14 protein-coding genes are annotated in these 17,139 nt (G+C 44.8%); 3 read left to right on the plus strand and 11 right to left on the minus strand.

Going from position 1 to position 17,139, the window contains the following annotated elements; translation table 11 throughout:
- Positions 1-4: 4 nt before the first annotated feature.
- The 11 genes from AB4Z08_RS13930 to AB4Z08_RS13980 all read right to left on the minus strand — a co-directional run bounded on the left by AB4Z08_RS13930 (position 5) and on the right by AB4Z08_RS13980 (position 12,482).
- Positions 5-394 (minus strand): hypothetical protein, encoded by a 390-nt coding sequence (locus AB4Z08_RS13930; protein WP_441574355.1) that lies wholly within the window; start codon positions 392-394, stop codon positions 5-7.
- 73 nt (positions 395-467) lie between these two features.
- Positions 468-1,232, minus strand: a complete 765-nt coding sequence (locus AB4Z08_RS13935) for an SDR family oxidoreductase (protein WP_441574356.1) — start codon at positions 1,230-1,232, stop codon at positions 468-470.
- Between the two features lie 106 nt (positions 1,233-1,338).
- Positions 1,339-3,135 carry a TlpA family protein disulfide reductase gene (locus tag AB4Z08_RS13940; RefSeq protein WP_441574357.1) on the minus strand — a complete coding sequence of 599 codons (1,797 nt, stop codon included), beginning with the start codon at positions 3,133-3,135 and terminating at the stop codon, positions 1,339-1,341.
- An 11-nt stretch (positions 3,136-3,146) separates the two neighbouring features.
- The gene (locus tag AB4Z08_RS13945; protein WP_441574358.1) at positions 3,147-4,532 is read right to left on the minus strand and encodes a RagB/SusD family nutrient uptake outer membrane protein; all 1,386 of its coding nucleotides are present in this window, start codon (positions 4,530-4,532) and stop codon (positions 3,147-3,149) included.
- A gap of 37 nt (positions 4,533-4,569) precedes the next feature.
- Complete coding sequence (locus AB4Z08_RS13950) at positions 4,570-7,779, minus strand: SusC/RagA family TonB-linked outer membrane protein (protein ID WP_441574359.1); 3,210 nt, start codon at positions 7,777-7,779, stop codon at positions 4,570-4,572.
- Between the two features lie 266 nt (positions 7,780-8,045).
- Positions 8,046-9,239 carry a FecR family protein gene (locus tag AB4Z08_RS13955; RefSeq protein ID WP_441574360.1) on the minus strand — a complete coding sequence of 398 codons (1,194 nt, stop codon included), beginning with the start codon at positions 9,237-9,239 and terminating at the stop codon, positions 8,046-8,048.
- A gap of 83 nt (positions 9,240-9,322) precedes the next feature.
- Positions 9,323-9,967 (minus strand): RNA polymerase sigma factor, encoded by a 645-nt coding sequence (locus AB4Z08_RS13960; RefSeq protein ID WP_441574361.1) that lies wholly within the window; start codon positions 9,965-9,967, stop codon positions 9,323-9,325.
- A 141-nt stretch (positions 9,968-10,108) separates the two neighbouring features.
- Positions 10,109-10,870: a tRNA(His) guanylyltransferase Thg1 family protein gene (locus AB4Z08_RS13965; protein ID WP_441574362.1), complete on the minus strand. Its 762-nt coding sequence runs from the start codon at positions 10,868-10,870 to the stop codon at positions 10,109-10,111.
- Entirely contained in the window at positions 10,860-11,306 is a 447-nt protein-coding gene (locus AB4Z08_RS13970; RefSeq protein WP_441574363.1) for an AAA family ATPase, read from the minus strand. Before AB4Z08_RS13970 ends, AB4Z08_RS13965 begins: the two co-directional genes overlap by 11 nt.
- Positions 11,307-11,312: 6 nt before the next feature.
- Positions 11,313-11,714, minus strand: a complete 402-nt coding sequence (locus AB4Z08_RS13975; RefSeq protein WP_441574364.1) for a hypothetical protein — start codon at positions 11,712-11,714, stop codon at positions 11,313-11,315.
- A 138-nt stretch (positions 11,715-11,852) separates the two neighbouring features.
- Positions 11,853-12,482, minus strand: a complete 630-nt coding sequence (locus AB4Z08_RS13980) for a helix-turn-helix transcriptional regulator (protein WP_441574365.1) — start codon at positions 12,480-12,482, stop codon at positions 11,853-11,855.
- A 286-nt stretch (positions 12,483-12,768) separates the two neighbouring features.
- Here AB4Z08_RS13980 and AB4Z08_RS13985 point away from each other — a divergent pair, with 286 nt between their 5' ends.
- From AB4Z08_RS13985 to AB4Z08_RS13995, 3 genes are all read left to right on the plus strand, one after another.
- Positions 12,769-13,338 carry an NADPH-dependent FMN reductase gene (locus AB4Z08_RS13985; RefSeq protein ID WP_441574366.1) on the plus strand — a complete coding sequence of 190 codons (570 nt, stop codon included), beginning with the start codon at positions 12,769-12,771 and terminating at the stop codon, positions 13,336-13,338.
- Positions 13,339-13,583: 245 nt separating this feature from the next.
- The gene (locus AB4Z08_RS13990) at positions 13,584-15,326 is read left to right on the plus strand and encodes an ABC transporter ATP-binding protein (RefSeq protein WP_441574367.1); all 1,743 of its coding nucleotides are present in this window, start codon (positions 13,584-13,586) and stop codon (positions 15,324-15,326) included.
- The gene (locus tag AB4Z08_RS13995) at positions 15,310-17,073 is read left to right on the plus strand and encodes an ABC transporter ATP-binding protein (protein ID WP_441574368.1); all 1,764 of its coding nucleotides are present in this window, start codon (positions 15,310-15,312) and stop codon (positions 17,071-17,073) included. The genes AB4Z08_RS13990 and AB4Z08_RS13995 overlap by 17 nt, the downstream gene beginning before the upstream one ends.
- Positions 17,074-17,139 lie beyond the last annotated feature (66 nt).

Genomic DNA, 17,139 nt, shown 5'->3' on the forward strand with positions numbered 1-17,139 from the left:
AACACTATCTGTTGATGGGCCTTGCTCTTAACGCAGTCCAGGTATCATCTATAGACACGCTCGTTACAGCCTCCAACCCTACTGCTTCAAAAGCTGTCCATACCGTCTCCCGCTTAATATCGCTTTTAATATTGCCACTGCCTTTAGGATAACAGGCCCAGAAAATACAATCCGGTTTACCCGATGCCACATGCACCTTCACCAGCTTTTCCAGCTCAGATTGTGTAAGTGCAAATACCTGCACAAAATCATAAGCACCTTTATTTTTAGCTGCAGGCTTTGTATCATAACTGACATCACCTATGAGCGTGATATATTCAGAAGGGGYATTGATGATTAAAGCACTGGCGGCTTTATGGAAGTATAGCTTTTTTAGTACGGCTGATTCGGGCATTTGCTTTTTGTTATAAAAATAAAAAAGAACGACAAGATTCCTGTCGTTCTTTTTTACAAGTTCATAATGCCCTTTACAAAAACATCCCACCCGAAGCTTCAATACGCTGTGCTGTAATCCAACGCGCTTCTTCTGAACACAGAAAAGCTACTACTCCACCAATATCATCCGGCACACCGGTACGGCCCAGCGCCGTTTGAGCAGAGATATGTGCAATGGCCTGTGGTGCATGATCAAATACAGCTTTGGTAAAATCTGTTTCAATAATACCAGGAGCCACTACATTGGCAGTAATGCCACGTACACCTACTTCCTTCGCCAGGTACCTGGTGAATACTTCTATAGCACCCTTCATAGAAGCATAAGCTGCATATCCGGGAGTTACAAAACGTGCCAGTCCGGTAGAAAGATTAATGATACGACCGTTGTCTGCGATGAAAGGCAATGCTTTCTGTGTAAGGAAGTATACGCCTTTTAAATGCACGTGATACAATTCATCAAAGTCTGCTTCCGTTGTTTGTGGAATCAGGGATCCACGATCAATGCCGGCATTGTTTACCAGGAAATCGAAGGTGCCGCTGCCGGTTGCGTTCTGCAGATGAGTGGATACGGTATCGAAAAAAGCATCGAATGCTTTTGTATCGGCGGTATCCAGCTGAAAAGCCGCTGCTTTTTGTCCCAGCGCCTGTATCTCCCCTACTACTTTATCTGCCTCTGTCTGGTTGCTTTTATAAGTGATAATGATATCATGACCGTTTTTAGCAAGATGTAAAGACATATTCCTGCCTAAACCACGACTACCACCCGTTACCAGGGCTATTCTATTTTTCGCTGCCATTTTGTGATATTTTTTTTGATAGCACAAATTTCAGGTAATCTTTTGGGCCGGTTGTGGTGATAGCTTAAGTATTTTAAAACGAAACCGGCTATTATTAGTGGTGATATTAATCGTTTAACAGCATATCCAGCTGTTGCTTCAGTTTCTCTTCTACTTCTGGTCCTTCAAATCCTATGTTGGTAAAAATGATGTTACCTTCTTTGTTGATGAGATAGGAAGCAGGAATAATGTTAAACCGGAACTTATCTCCTATGGCCGGATCCGTATTATAATACACCGGGAAAGTATATTTTTTATTCCCGCTCCAGCCTTGTGCATCTGCCAGGGTATTCTTAGCCCCACTGTTGGTGATCATAAACACAACATCCGGATGTTGTTTGTATTGATCATATAACTTTTGCAGATAAGGCATTTCCTGCATACAGGGAATGCACCAGGTAGCCCAGAAATCAATCAGTATGATCTTACCTTTCAGCGATGCCGCGGATACTGGTTGTCCTTTCATATCCACAAACGTATTCAGGGGTGGTGCCGGTCTGTTCATTCGTTGCTTCTTTACTTTGGCGATCAGTATATTTTTCCGGAATACCTCCAGCTGTGCCAGTTTGGTGGCATTATTGGTATGCTGATAAAAAGCAGCGGCATTATCCAATGTTTCTTTGCCGGCATATTCATCTGTTGCCTGTTCCATGTATTTATCTGCTGCTGCGAGATGCCCCTGTTTCATCGCGATCAGTCCCAGTATAGATAATAAATGTCCGCTGCCTTTATGAATCGTTGCCTGTCGCGTACTATCATCTACTGCAGGATAGATATAGCCTGTTTCGGGGAAATAACGGATCACACCTACCGGATAACTACCTACGCTATCCAGTGCACGTTGTGCATAGCGGCGGGCGCTATCCAGCGCCAGGTTATTATCCAGCAATGTTTGCGCGATCTCCTGCCAGGTGAGCACCTTATAAGGGTTCTCCTTTTCGTTGGTCATAAAACGGGCGTGATACAATGCTTTGCTACTATCCTTTTTTACGCTGTAATATTGAAACAGTTTGTCATGCATGCCGCCAAAAGATTCGCTGTTGGTTGCTGTTTCCTTTTTCAGTTCATTTTCAAAAAAGGTGATCTGCCTTGTCGTATCTTTTCCTTTGGCCACTTCTTCTGTCATGAGTTCTCTCCCAACATCCGAGGCGGGATAGCGTTCACGGATAACTTTCCGGATAGAGTCAAGCCGGGTGTTTTCACCAATGATCAGGTAGCCCATGGTGACCTTGTTGATGTTACCTCTGTCAGTAGGTGCTGCATCAAATTTATCGGCAATCACCTGCTGCGCCCTGGTTCTGAATTGTTCTTTTTCCTTAGCGGTAGCAGCCTTACTGATTTGATACGTCAGCAGCCGCAACTTTGCTTCATAGTTATCCGGATAACGCGACAGCTCTTCTTTATAAAGTGCAGCTTGTTTATCCGCCAGCAAAGGAGATTTCCCCATTTGCGCGCTCATACTATATCCCTTATAGAGCGATACATCTTTTACCGGCACTTTATTTTTAAAGACGGTGATTTCATAGTGCCGGTCTTTTGCCGGTTTATCAGTCGCCTCTCCGCTTTCCAGGTAAAAGGTAGCGAAGGTGCTATAGTCAGCCAGCACGAAGGAAGTCGTCCATTTATTGCCGTTGCGCTGCATGTTCATTCTCCATGCCTGGTTGTAAAAATTGGAATACGAAAACACTACGGTTACAGGGCTGGCGGCGGCCGGGATGGTAGCTCCCGGCGCCGATGGATCGTAAGTAATAGTGATGGTCTGACCGTGTTCCGGATACTCCGGTGTGATCACCACCCGTTGTTGTGCATACGTTTCACTGACGGCGACTAGCGCCAGTAAATGTAGCAGGATTATATGTTTCATACGAACAATAGTTATTTGTACCCTTCATTCTGGGTAAGGTTAACATTAGTTCTGATAGCATCAGAAGGAATCGGGTACAGCGTATCGGTAGACTGCCAGTTAGCGCCTTTGAGAGGCCCCAGCACGGCGTCTGATCTTTTGTTACGTTTCAGGTCAAACCAGCGATGGCCCCACTCTGCAAACAATTCCACTTTGCGTTCCTGCTCTACCGCCAGCAGCAACGCCGGCTGTGTCAGGGAAGTAGACAGATCGGGCAACCCGGCGCGTTCACGGATAGCATCCAGGTCATCACGTCCATCGGATAGTTTCCCCTGTTGTATGCGGGCTTCTGCACGAATGAGGTATTGTTCTGCCACGCGCATCACCATGGAATACTCTGTTATAGCACCAATTGTTCCCAGTCTTACTTTATACTTATATGGGAAGTAATATGTTGCGCCGGCAGTAGTTTTTCGGAACCCTGTCCAGTTAGCGAGCCGAAGATCATTCGGTTCAAATTTCCGGATCAGCTGAATAGTATCTAATCTGAATAAAGCGGAGGCTGTAGGTGTGCCGGGAGTAGACGTGAAACCTTCCCAGGTATTGCGGCCACCAGTCACATTTACTGGTTGTAATTGCCAGATTGCTTCCTGGCTGTTGGCGAGGAATACGGTATTCAGGTCTTTCAATAACACATAGCGGCTATCGTTGATCACGAGTGAGGCAGTAGATTCTGCCAGCGCCCATTGCTGATTGTACAAATAAGTTCTGGCCAGCAAAGCATTGGCTGCCGCTTTATTGGGACGCAACCGCAAACCAGTGGGATAATCATTCCCCATGAGATCCACGGCCTGTTTCAGGTTGGCGATGATCATATTGTATATTTCCGCACGCGGTGCACGCGGCTTTACGCCATTGACTTTATAATCCGTGCTGGTAATCATAGGTACATCTCCATACATATTTACCAGGTAGAAATACAGGAAGGAACGGGTGAAGTAAGCCTCTCCCAATAACTGATTTTTCACAGAGGCAGTTAAACCGGTGGCAGCGGAAAGCCCTTCTATACAGGCATTCGTCTGATAAATGTAAGCATATACAGCTGCAAACATCCGTTGTGGAAAGGTGCTGCTGGGCAACAACCTGTTTTCACGGAATACATCATAGTCTGCATACCCGGTATAGTAGTACATTTCATCTGCCTGCATCGCCGACAAATAGCTCACCAATACATTCGCAAACTGGTAATTGAGGGCATTCATGTCGCTGTACAAACCAGTGACTGCTGCCGTTGCCGTTTTATCATCTGTAAAAACAAGACCTGATACCAGCTCATTCTTTGGCAAAGGCGTTTCTACGTACTTGTTGCAGGCACTCAGCATCATCAGGCCAGCTAAAAATATATGAATACGTTTCATGTTAAATCTTTTATTATCTGCTGAACAGGAAATTTCTTTATAAACCAAACTGTAATCCGATCACATAGGATTTTACCGGAGGCATCTTCATGCCCTGCGTTTCAGGATCCAAACCATTATAGTTAGTGAAGGTGAGCAGGTTTTGCGCCAAAGCATATACACTCACATTATTCATCTTCCATTTCTTTGTATACTTCGATAAGTCATATCGCAGGGAAATATTTTTCAGGCGGATGTAAGAAGCGTCCCCCCAATTGGCAGACGAAAGTGCATAATTTCTGAAATCTGCGGTCCCGCCACTGGCGCTGGCGCCCGGCACATTAGTCACATCGCCTTTAGTCTTCCAGCGATCCAATGCGCTGATATCCTGGTTCGCAAACGTACCTATACCTGCTTTGCCGTAGCCATAATTAATACCTGGTCCTTCCTGTTTTACAAACTGTAAGAAAAAGTCAAAGCTGATACCTTTCCAGGTAAACGAGTTCTGTAAACCGCCGTAAAACCTGGGATCCGTATTACCCAGCGTAACATAGTCATCATTTTCCGCAGGCGTGCTGGCGCCGCTGTTGCTGAAGAACAGCGGTTTGCCGGTTTGTGGATCTATACCCAGGAATTTATATCCTCTTACAACAGTCAACGGCTCTCCTATCACATAGGTATTTTTATAAGCAGAAGCTTCAAAATCCGGGTATTCCTTCAGCTTATTTTTAGGGATTGATAGATTGAACGATGTTTTCCAGGTAAAGTTCTGCTTTGAAATATTGGTACTGCTTACTTCAAACTCCCAGCCCTGGTTTACCACGCTGGCGGGCAGGTTTGCCGTAATGGAAGAAAAGCCTACCTGGGGTGACAGCTGCAAATCCACCAGTTGGTTATCGGAAATATTGTAGTAGTAGTTGGTATTAAAAAAGATGCGATCCTTCAGGAAGCCCAGCTCCAGGCCGATCTCTCTTTTATGGCTTTCTTCCCATCGGAATAATCCATTTGCCAAACGGGAAGGTACCAGGCCAGGTACGCCGTTATAAGGGTAAGAGGTAGATGACCAGCTATCCAGGTATTGATAGTCGCCTACCTTATCGTTGCCGGAGTTACCAATACTTCCCCTGATTTTACCAAAGCTCAGGAAGGTATTATCTTTCAGGAAATCTTCTTTGCTGAATATCCAGGCGGCGCCAATGGCGCCGAAATTACCAAAACGCTTGTCTGGTGCAAAACGCGTGGAACCATCGCGGCGGAAGGATGCATTCACAATATATTTTCCGTCCCAGTTGTAGTTAAGCCGGCCGAAAAATGATGCATAGCGATAAAAAGAATACACTGAGGGACGTGGTGTTATCTGGCTCGCGGCATTCTGATCTTCCAGCAATGCGTCGCTGGAAAAACCACTTGCTGTTACCGACTGCCCCTGCGTAAGACTCTGCTGCCAGCTACCACCCAGTAATACCTGCAGATCGCCCTTTGCAATTTTCTTTGTATAGTCTGCCTGTGGTTCTATGATATAGGATCCAAAGCTGGAAGAACCAAAAAGGGATTGACTTCCGGTGGTTGTTATCGGATTAAAGCTGGCATCAGGCATGGTCTGCGTCTGTTTCATATCTGTACGGGTATATCCCAGGTTGGCTTTAATGTTCAGACCAGGCAGCAGGGTATACCTGATGACGCTGTTTGTTGCCAGGTTGTTGGTACGGATCTCTGATTTTCGCAGCAAAAAAGCGGCAGGATTTTGTAACATATCAAACCAGTACAGCTTACCGGTGGAGTCGTACAAAGGCATATTGGGCGCCAGGTTATAAAACATAGTCAGATCGGTAGGCAACGTATTATCACGACTACTGGTATAATTTACAGAAGCACTGATATTAAACTTACCGTTTGTGCTGCTATGGTTCAGGTTTATATGGCCTGCTCCACGCTGAAAGCCCAAACGATCCGCCATCACACTTGATTCTTTATGGTAAGTACCACTTAAGAAAAACTGTGTCTGTTCACTGCCTCCGGAGATAGATCCCTGTGCTTCTGTAGTATGTGCGGTATTGCCCATATAGAACTTTTGCCAGTCAGTTGTTTTTTGCTGATCCCAGCGTGTCAGATCTGGCGCATTATCTTCATCATAAGGTTTATTATCATTTTTATACGCTTCTTTACGCATCGTAATATACTCCGGCGTACTCAGCATCTTCATGGTATTTACCACCTGCTGCGCGCCCGTATATACGTTGAAGTTAGTTTGTGTTTTTCCACTCTTCCCTTTTTTGGTTTTGATCAGTATCACACCGTTAGCACCCCTGGAACCGTAGATCGAAGTAGCATCGGCGTCTTTCAGAATAGAGATACTTTCAATATCAGCGGGGTTAATAGCCGCCAATGGACTTTGCTCGCCATTGGCCGCAGTAAACTGATTGAGCGGTTCTGAATAAAAGGGTACGTCATCAATTACATATAGTGGATCATTGGGACTGAGGATAGAACTCTGACCTCTGATGGTCACCTTAAAGTTGGAACCGGATAAACCACTGGAGGAGTTAATAATTACACCAGACGCACGTCCCTGCATAGCGCCTAATGCATCCAGCACCGGCTGTGAGGCAATATCAGCCGATTTAATAGTGGCTACTGATCCCGTGTTATTACGTTTACTGGTAGTACCATAACCCACGATCACCATTTCATCCAGACTGCTGGTTTGTGGTTTCAGGTACAATTGCAACGGACCGAAGTTCCCTACATGAAAGGTCTGGGATTCAAAACCCACATAGGATACCACCAATTCGTCACCCGGACCCGCTGCAAGAGAGAAGTGTCCTTTTTCATCGGTGATGGTACCAATATTGGTTCCCTTCACCTTCACCGTCACCCCGATCAGCAGGTTACCGGCAGCATCTTTCACTACGCCGGTCAACGGCTGTTGTGCAGCGTCCGTAGCAGGATTAGTATAGTTTGAGCCCGTGGGTAACGTTTTCTTCTTAATAAAAATTGTTTTGTCCTTAATCGTATAATCCAATGATTGACCCTTGAAGATTTCCGTGAGGAAGTCTGCCAGCGGCTTGTTCTCCGCCTTAATGGTCACTGGTTTCACTGTACGCAACAGATCCCTGTCGTAAAAAAACAGGTAACCGGTTTGTTGTTTTACCGAAGAAAAAATCTCCTCCATAGGAGCATTTTTCATCGATACTGATACTGTTTGCGCAAAAGCACCCGCAGATACTTTTAAGGTCGCCACAATCATGAGAAAGATCGTTAATCTCATAGTAAGTGCAATTTTGGTTGCGGAAAGTCCAGGCATAGAAAGGACTTTACCATGATAAGTCAATTGCATAAATTTGCATTTGTTAGGATGGATAATCAGTATTCAAGTATGTACAAGCTTAGTGCGGTCATCATCCGGACATTTCCCCGGAGGTGGGTCCAATCACCTCCGGTTTTTTTATTGTCCGGACAACCGCCTTATAATCTCTAAAGTTGGTCGTGCATAATATTCAGTTGACGATAGCTAAAAATTAAACTGGCTGTTACCTATGGTTCCACGATGATACTACGGCCCTGCAGGCGGAAATGGATACCAGTATTTTCCAATCCGTCCAATACATCGGACAGTGGCAGATTACGTTGAATTTCTCCCTGAAATCTACGGGCAGGAATAGTACCTGCATAAACAATTGTTACATCATACCATCTGGCCAGCTGACGCATCACAGTGGGTATATCTGCGTCATGGAAATAAAACTCATCCTTCTTCCAGGCCAGGATGGCTGCAGTATCTGCCTTTGCTGTTATATTGATATCGCCGGGGGCATTTACCAATGCCTGCTGGCCGGGTAATAATACCCTTGATCCATTACGGGTGTTTACCTTTACGGCGCCTTGTATAAGGGTCGTTTTAATGCCCGGTTCATCTGTATAGGCATTAATATTAAAGCTGGTACCTAATACTTCTATATTGGTAAGCGGACCTACTTTTACATTAAACGGCATTTTTTCCTTTGCCGCCACTTCAAAATATACCTCTCCCTTTATCTCCACTTCTCTTTTCCCCTGCTGAAAAGCAGTAGGGTAGGTGATGGCAGAAGCAGCATTCAACCAAACCCGGGTGCCATCCGGCAGCGTAAGCCGAAACTGACCGCCTCTGGGTGTGGTGAGGGTATTGATGGTGGTTTGGGCGGAATAGTCCTGCGTATTATACTGCAGCTGACCATTATTCAAATGAATCAGTGCGCCCTGTTGTTGAATCACCTGGTTGCCGTTACTATCCAATGGGATCACCGAACCATCTGCGAGTGTTAACATGGCTTTACTGGAACCCGGCAATATCCGGGCAGCCGGTACGGATACGGCGGCCACCCGTGGTGCCGGAGCGGAAGGACGGAATAAATAAATGCCTGCACCCAATAGTAGCAACACCGCTGCGGCAGCACTCCACCAGCGGTACATGTTGCGTACCCGCCCCTTGTCTGCTACCGGAAAATGCTGTGCACTAAAGGTGGCCCAACCGGCGGCAGTATCAAATTTTTCATACTGCGCCAGCTTATCGCGAAGGATCACCGGATCCGTCAGCTGTTCAAAAAAAAGACGATTTTTTGCAGACGCGGCTACCCATACCTGCAGTTCTTCTTCCTCTGTAGCGGTCAATATGGCCTGCTGATACCGGTGTATCAGGTAAGCCATTCGTTGTAATACCGGGTTGGTTTCACTGTTTTGTTCTGCTGCCACTTCGTCCTTTTAATATAGAAACAATGAAATTTTCATTTCGATTAAAGAAATCGGAAAAAATATTTCTCCCTTAAAACAAATGATTAATAATTGTAATAATGTTTGATCAGGGTGATATAAACCCCTAACAATGGTAATATGTTCTTTTTTATCAGGCTGCTTCTGATGAGCTTAAGCGCCCGTAGCTTCTGTGCCCTGACAGTATTGTAGGAGATCTGTAAGGTAGTGGCAATATCTTCGTTCTTGCGTCCTTCGAGGTAGCTCATTTTAAAAATCCGCCTGCATTGGGCTGGAAGATGTTCTATTTCCTCGTATAACTGCTGTATAATTTCTGTTTCTGTGAGTACAGCATCAAAACCACTCATCTCATCTGTTACCTGCTCTTCCTGTAAATAGGAAAACTCCTTTTCCTTGATAGATAACCGCTCCCGGCTCTTCAGATAATTGAGGCAGGCATTTTTGGTGGCAATAAAAAGAAAGGCTTTTATATTGGTGGCAGATTTAAAATCGCCTCGTTTATCCCAGAGCTTTGAAAAGGTTTCCTGCACGAGGTCTTCTGCCTCCTGTTCACTATCAACAATGGTAAAGGCAAAATAACATAGCGCTCTGTAATGCTGGTTAAATATAAATTGGAAAGCAGATTGGTCTCCACCAGCAAACTTTTTCAGTAAAATATGCTCCTTGTTTGAATACTCGGCTATCATCCCTGGAACCTCCTCGCCTGACAATATAAATGATTATTTATCGCTCTAAAAATACCGATAAAAGCTGATTTATTTATGGTTATGGGGAAAATAACTGGTACTATTCCGTTGATAACCTTTACTGCTGCGGGTACCGGACGCCGTATTCCAGGGATGCCCCTCCCATTACACAGCGTTTATAATCCGACTGATAAACTCATTATATTCGTCTCTCATCGGCAATTCCATATTGCGGCAAAGCTGTTTTCTTTTCACAATCACGGTAGTTCGCTGTTTCGCATCAAAACCTTCTTTCTCTATTTCTGTCCAGTAAATACCGGTGCCTCTTTTTTGCCATAAGGGTAGTTCATTGAAATTTACGCCCATCGAAAACAGCAGCTCATTTTTCTCCGCGATACTAAGCTTTTCAATACGTTTGGAGGCATCTGTTTTAGTAGCACCCTGCTGCCTTAAACGCCAATAGCAGTGTGCATTCAGGGAGTTTCGGTGAGCATCTTCATTACGCCAGCGAAAATAATCTTCTACGAGTTGGGCATTAGGCAATTCACAGATGCGACAATCGAAGGCTGCCACACTCCCCAGCAATACCGAGAACTGCGCGCTGGCTTCTCCGGCAAGTATGGAATTATATTTCCGGTGCTTCCGGGAGAAAGCCGTTTCATTTAAATCAAATAACAAAGAAATTTCATCGCTTTGTGTATAGCCATAAATTACCTTAAACCCACAATTCATCAGGTGCTCTGTAGTAGCAATCATGTAATCGCGGAAGCGTACATCGAAAGGTGCTTCAAAAGGATGCGTTTCTTTGGTAAGCCGTGTAAAACCACGACCATCAATCCTCGCTATCATATACATACCAGGCAATACCTGTGTATCGTGCGCTGTTTCATATACACGCATTTTTAAATCCAGATCATCAAACTTCATGGGTCCAGGGTTTTATAACAAACCTATTGTCTGCTATCTCTACAAAATATAGTTCATCAAATCCTTCTTCCGGCGAGGGCAACTCCAGCCGGCGGTAGGTGCCGCGAATACCAGCCTCCGGGATAAATGCCTTACCAGATCGGCCACTGTTACGTTCTATAGCCCCCGCCAACGCCGACTTAAAATAATATCCCTTCACTTTAAATTTATACTGCTTTGCCAGGGCAATATATCTCTCCCGGTCTGCTTTACCCGGATTCGTATTATCTACCACAAACGGTTGTTGCAGGGAAAAACATACATCTAAAAAACGTCCTTCCTTGTTACGGGTATGTAGCTGATCCATAGAGATCCGCATATGCGTTTCAAAAAAATGCTGTTTGTAAAAAGATGTTTTACCGGTAGCCTGTATACCACAAAAAATAATTGCTTCCATTAGATATCACTTTGCTTTTTCTTTGGCGGCAGACAAATTAGATAACGCGATCAATCCTGCGCCGGCAATAACCGCACCGCCCATAAACGGAAAACCTGCTCCCACAAGATCTTCTATCCTTACAGAAAAGAGGAAAGGCAAACAATAAAACATGCCTGCAATACCGGCTGCTATGGCGGTAAAAGACCCCCATTTTGCAATAGCATTTACCATAGCTATTTTTTCAAAAGAAGTTTTTGATAACGCGATCAATCCTGCACCTGCAATAAAAGAGTCGCCGGCAAAAGGAAATCCGGCTCCTACCAGGGCTTCTATTCTTGCTGAAAAGAGGAAAGGAAGACAAAAGAACATACCGGCAACACCGGCTGCTATGGCAGCAAATGCGCCAAATCTTACAATAATAGTCATAAGGATAACATTTACATAAGTACAGACGGCTATAAATATTTTATTAACAACTGCCAGTCAGCAGTCCCGCAACCACGAACAATCTTTTTAATTAATCACCATAGTACAGGATCTTATCTCTCTAAAATATAAAACAAATCACTTCTCCGAAATGCGGTACACGCAACGACGCTGGCCGCCGGGTATATGCTCTATCCTTTCTATCGCAGCATTTTTTCCAAGCACTGCTCCAAACACATCCTGTTCCATCTGGCAAAAATAGCTGCAACATTTGGCCGCCGCCTGAATAGGACAATGATTCTCTATCAGCAGAAAACTATCCCCTTCTTTTCTGAACTCCGCCATGTAACCTTCCCGCTTGCGGAGATCTGCCAGCTGAAGCACCTTACTTTCCAGGTCTTTACAATCTTTCAGCTCTTCCTGGTATTTCTCCTGTGTGCTTTGTGCAGTAGCATCCAGTACTTTGCCCATATTTTCGGGAGATAATGTTTTACTCATATTACAGAGCAGCTTCAGCGCCAGGTCCTGGTGACGGTCAGGAAAACGGGCATTGCCGGCATCTGTTAAAGACCAGATCTGTTTTGGTCTTCCTCTTCCCTTTGATTCTGTAGTAGCTTCTACCAATCCTTCATTTGCCAGTTTGAGCAGTTGAAAACGCGCTCCCTCCATGGTTACTTTCAACTCTTCTGCTAATGCACATAAAGGTTGTGGTCCCCTGGTTTTAAGTATCCATATCGCCCGCTCATTGTCAGCAAAATTATTATTCATAATAAACAAAGTGTTTATTTGGTTTATTCAGCAAAGATACTATCTTTGTCCCATAACTAAAACGAATAGTTGCGATCCCGCAACACCGGCACTGCCGCGCGTATACCGTGTGCAGGACCCGTGTATGCAGTGATTCAAAACTACTGCTCCGTCATATCAACCGGCAGGGCCCTCCGGCTGATATTATTAAACATATACGAATCAACAGTTAAGGCGATGGCAGCCTCGTTGCTTTCAGGCAGCAGGCCTCTGCATGTATATACTTTAAACATAAACATCCATTACAATGAAAATAGCAATAATAATTGGCAGTATCCGTCAGGGAAGACAATCCCAGAAGATCGCCCATTACCTGCAGCATAAATTGCAGGCAAATGGAAGTACCATTGATCTGATAGACCTTGCAGAAACGCCCCTGCCCATGCTGGAAGAGCGTGTGGGAAAGCATCCGCAGCTGCCGGCAGCAGTACAGGATTTAAGTAACCGCCTCCACACAGCAGATGCGGTGATCATGGTTACGCCAGAATATCATGGTAGCTTTTCCGGTGTATTGAAAAATGCACTCGACTATTTTTACGGCGAATTTTCGAAGAAAGTAATCGGCATCGTGACTGTCAGCGCGGGCAAATTTGGTGGCATTAATGCCGCCACTCAACTGCAACAGGTGATCCTCAGCTTAGGCGCATTCCCACTTCCCACTAAATTACTGGTGCCGGAAGTATATGGCGCATTCAATGACGCGCAGGAATTAACCAATGAATTTACACTCAGATCGGCACAAAAATTCATGGATGAATTTCAATGGTTTGCGAGCGCCATCTGCGAAAAGAAACAACAGGCTACACTTAGTATTTAAACATATTCCGGATACAGCAGAGAATACGGGCATTCTCCGTTGTATCCGGTTTTTAGCTATTAGTTTTTAAGCCATAACTTTTAGTTAAACCATGATATTCTCCGCTGCATTGCCTAACAGCTAATGGCTAACAGCTAAAAGCTAAAAAAACATCCTATCTTGCCTCCTATTATACAATATTTAAAGGAAGCATTCGTCTTCAAAAATGGAAATCCTGTTTTTAGCTGCAAAACATATCTGGTAAGATGAAACAAGAAGCTGGTACTAAAAAGAAAGAAGCCGGCATATTCAGTCTGCTGCAACCATATATGGGCATGGTTGTTTTGCTGATACTGTTTACGCTGTTGAGCAATGGCCTCAACTTATGGCTACCCAAAATTATCGGAAACGGCATCGATGCATATGAGCATGGCACCTTTCAGCTCAATCCGTTACTGATAAAATTCCTGGTGGCTATCGTCATCATCCTGGTGTTTACCTATCTTCAGAATATCATACAAACATATGTGTCTGAAAGAGTGGCCAGGAACCTCCGCACCCAAATTTCAGATAAAATATCCGGCCAGAGTTATGCCTGGATAGAGCAGGCCAACCCTTCCCGGTTGCTGACCAACCTGATTGCAGATGTGGATTCCATCAAATTATTTGTGTCCCAGGCGATCGTTTCCCTCGTATCTTCCCTGTTCATTATTATTGGTGCCAGTATATTACTGCTCACCATCAACTGGAAACTGGCCCTGGCCGTGATTGCCACCCTTCCCGTTATCGGTATTACCTTCTTCCTGGTATTACGTAAGGTAAGGGCCTTGTTCATCAAAAGCAGGGAAGTAATGGACTGGCTCAATAAGGTTATCAACGAAAGTATCCTCGGTGCGGCCCTCATCAGGGTGATTAATTCCCAGCAACTGGAATATGAAAAATTCCTCGATGCCAATGGCAAAGCCATGAACTTTGGTCTTTCTATTGTACGGATGTTTGCAGGACTGATCCCGGTGATCACTTTCTCTGCCGGCATAGCCGGACTCTTAATCCTCGCACTCGGTGGACATTTTGTTATCACTGATACCATGAGTCTCGGTGACTTCGCTGCGTTCAACAGCTACCTCGCCCTGCTGATCTTCCCCATACTGGTGATCGGCTTTATGAGCAATATTATTGCCCAGGCCACTGCTTCCTACCAAAGGATCAGCGCCGTCATCAATATGCCGGACATCATGCCCGGTGGCACCATTAATACTCCTGTTAAGGGAGACATTGAGTTCAGGGATATTACCGTCAACTACGGTCAGAAACCAGTGCTTAAAAATATCTCTTTTACCGTAAAAGCCGGATCAAAAGTAGCCGTGATAGGTCCTACTGCTGCTGGTAAAACCCAATTGCTGTATTTGCTTACCGGCCTCATAAAGCCGTCTTCCGGCACCGTGCTGATAGATGGCCGTCCGGTATCAGATTATAATTCCGAATCCTTTCACAGCCAGATTGGCTTTGTATTCCAGGACAGCATTATCTTCAATATGAGCATCCGGGAAAACATCGCCTTCAATGACAGTGTCACTGATGCATCCCTGGAAAAAGCACTGTACACATCTGAACTCAAAGAGTTCACGGAAGCGTTGCCCGAAAAACTAAACACCATCGTGTCAGAAAGAGGCAACAGTCTTTCCGGCGGACAAAAACAGCGCATCATGCTGGCACGCGCACTGGCCATCAACCCAAAGATCCTGCTGCTGGATGATTTCACCGCCCGCGTAGATACCAATACGGAAAAGAAAATACTGGCCAACGTTCAGACGGAATATCCGGGCATCACACTCCTGTCGGTGACACAGAAAATTTCTTCTGTAACACATTACGATCAGATCATCCTGCTCATGCAGGGCGAAATTATTGCCAGCGGTACACACGATGAACTGATCAATTCCAGTCCTGAGTACATCCAGATCTTTAATTCCCAACAAAGTACCAGCAACTATGAATTACAATCTTAATAAATATACCGGGAAGGAACATAAAACATCCAACTACGCCGCATTCAAAAATCTGCTGCAGTTGATTTCCCATGAGAAAAAAAATCTGATCATCGCGTTATCAGCTATTCTGCTGAACTCTACGCTCAATCTGCTGGGACCTTTTTTAATTGGTTACACGATCGATCATTATGTACAGCATAAACAATATCACGGCGTACTGGTGTTCTCCGGTATATTACTGTGTATGTACCTGGTAGCGTTATTTACCAGCTTCTTTCAAACTAAACTGATGGGAGGTGTGGGTCAACGTACCTTGTTCACACTCCGTAATTCCATCTTCAGTAAAATACAACAACTGCCGGTTGCTTTTTTTAATCAAAATAAAGCAGGAGACCTTATTTCCCGTGTCAACAACGACACCGATAAACTCAACCAGTTTTTTTCACAATCACTGATGCAGTTTGTGGGTAACATCGCCACGATGATTGGCTCCGGTATTTTTTTACTGGTGATCAATTACAAAATAGGTATCGCTGCGCTGGCACCCGCTTTGCTCATTCTGATCTTCACCAGGATATTATCGCCCTGGATCAAAAGAAAAAATGCTGCCAACCTCAAAACAGTAGGTGGTATGAGCGCAGAAATTCAGGAAAGCCTCAGTAATTTTAAGGTAATCGTTGCCTTCAACCGCCGCGATTATTTCAGAAAACGTTTCAACGAAGCTAACGATAAGAATTACGAAACCGCCATTGGCGCTGGTTTAGCCAATAACGTATTTCTTCCATTCTATGCCATGTGTGCCAGTATCGCACAACTGCTGGTACTCACCGGTGGCATTTACCTGATTACACAGGGAGAATTCAGTATAGGCTTATTGGTGAGTTACCTGGCATACGCTAACTACTTTTATAATCCATTAAGACAACTCGCCACACTCTGGGCCAACTTTCAGGTAGCCATGGCGGGATGGGACCGGATCTCTGAAATACTGGCGCTGGAAACAGACCTGGTAACTGTACCGGCGGTAGCTGCCAATACATCCAACGCTCCATTACTGGAGTTCAGAAATGTACATTTCGGTTATCCTGAAGGCAGGGAAATATTACACAATATCAGTCTTTCCCTGGAACAAGGTAAAACCTATGCATTAGTAGGACCAACCGGAGGTGGTAAAACGACCACCGCTTCTCTCATTGCACGTTTATACGATCCAACACAGGGCACTGTGTTGTTGAATGGAAAAGATATCCGTGGCTATGATGCAGATGAACGCTCCCAGAAAATCGGTTTCATTTTGCAGGAACCATTCCTGTTTACCGGTACGGTAAAAGAAAATATATTATACGGCAATCCGCTGTATGAAGATTATACCAACGACCAGCTAACAGAAGTGATCAAAGAAGCCAACCTGGAAAAGCTACTGGCTATCTTCGAAGAAGGCCTGGAATCAAAAGTAGTGTCAGGCGGCGATGGGGTGAGCCTGGGACAAAAACAGCTGATTGCCTTTATGCGTGCTGTTCTCCGGAAACCGGACCTGTTAATACTCGATGAGGCCACTGCAAATATTGATACCGTTACGGAACAGTTGCTGGGCGAAATACTGGAAAAACTACCCACATCTACTACGCGTGTAATTATTGCACACCGACTGAATACCATTGAAAATGCAGACGAAATATTTTTCGTGAATTCAGGAGAAGTAACCCGCGCAGGATCGCTGCAAAATGCGATGGAGAAATTATTGCATGGGGTAAGAGTAAGTTAGTAATACAACCATTACGTAGGGTAACTATCCGTTAGTACCCGATTGATATATACATATTCCGGCAGC

This window comes from Chitinophaga sp. RAB17 (assembly GCF_052114225.1).
Lineage (GTDB): Bacteria > Bacteroidota > Bacteroidia > Chitinophagales > Chitinophagaceae > Chitinophaga.

Bases quoted from the DNA above. Each gene is read 5' to 3' on its own strand.
- AB4Z08_RS13945 (WP_441574358.1), bottom strand. From the start codon at position 4,532: ATGAAACGTATTCATATATTTTTAGCTGGCCTGATGATGCTGAGTGCC.
- AB4Z08_RS13970 (WP_441574363.1), bottom strand. From the start codon at position 11,306: ATGGAAGCAATTATTTTTTGTGGTATACAGGCTACCGGTAAAACATCT.
- AB4Z08_RS13935 (WP_441574356.1), bottom strand. From the start codon at position 1,232: ATGGCAGCGAAAAATAGAATAGCCCTGGTAACGGGTGGTAGTCGTGGT.
- AB4Z08_RS13995 (WP_441574368.1), top strand. From the start codon at position 15,310: ATGAATTACAATCTTAATAAATATACCGGGAAGGAACATAAAACATCC.
- AB4Z08_RS13965 (WP_441574362.1), bottom strand. From the start codon at position 10,870: ATGAAGTTTGATGATCTGGATTTAAAAATGCGTGTATATGAAACAGCG.
- AB4Z08_RS13940 (WP_441574357.1), bottom strand. From the start codon at position 3,135: ATGAAACATATAATCCTGCTACATTTACTGGCGCTAGTCGCCGTCAGT.
- AB4Z08_RS13975 (WP_441574364.1), bottom strand. From the start codon at position 11,714: ATGACTATTATTGTAAGATTTGGCGCATTTGCTGCCATAGCAGCCGGT.
- AB4Z08_RS13980 (WP_441574365.1), bottom strand. From the start codon at position 12,482: ATGAATAATAATTTTGCTGACAATGAGCGGGCGATATGGATACTTAAA.
- AB4Z08_RS13985 (WP_441574366.1), top strand. From the start codon at position 12,769: ATGAAAATAGCAATAATAATTGGCAGTATCCGTCAGGGAAGACAATCC.
- AB4Z08_RS13990 (WP_441574367.1), top strand. From the start codon at position 13,584: ATGAAACAAGAAGCTGGTACTAAAAAGAAAGAAGCCGGCATATTCAGT.
- AB4Z08_RS13950 (WP_441574359.1), bottom strand. From the start codon at position 7,779: ATGAGATTAACGATCTTTCTCATGATTGTGGCGACCTTAAAAGTATCT.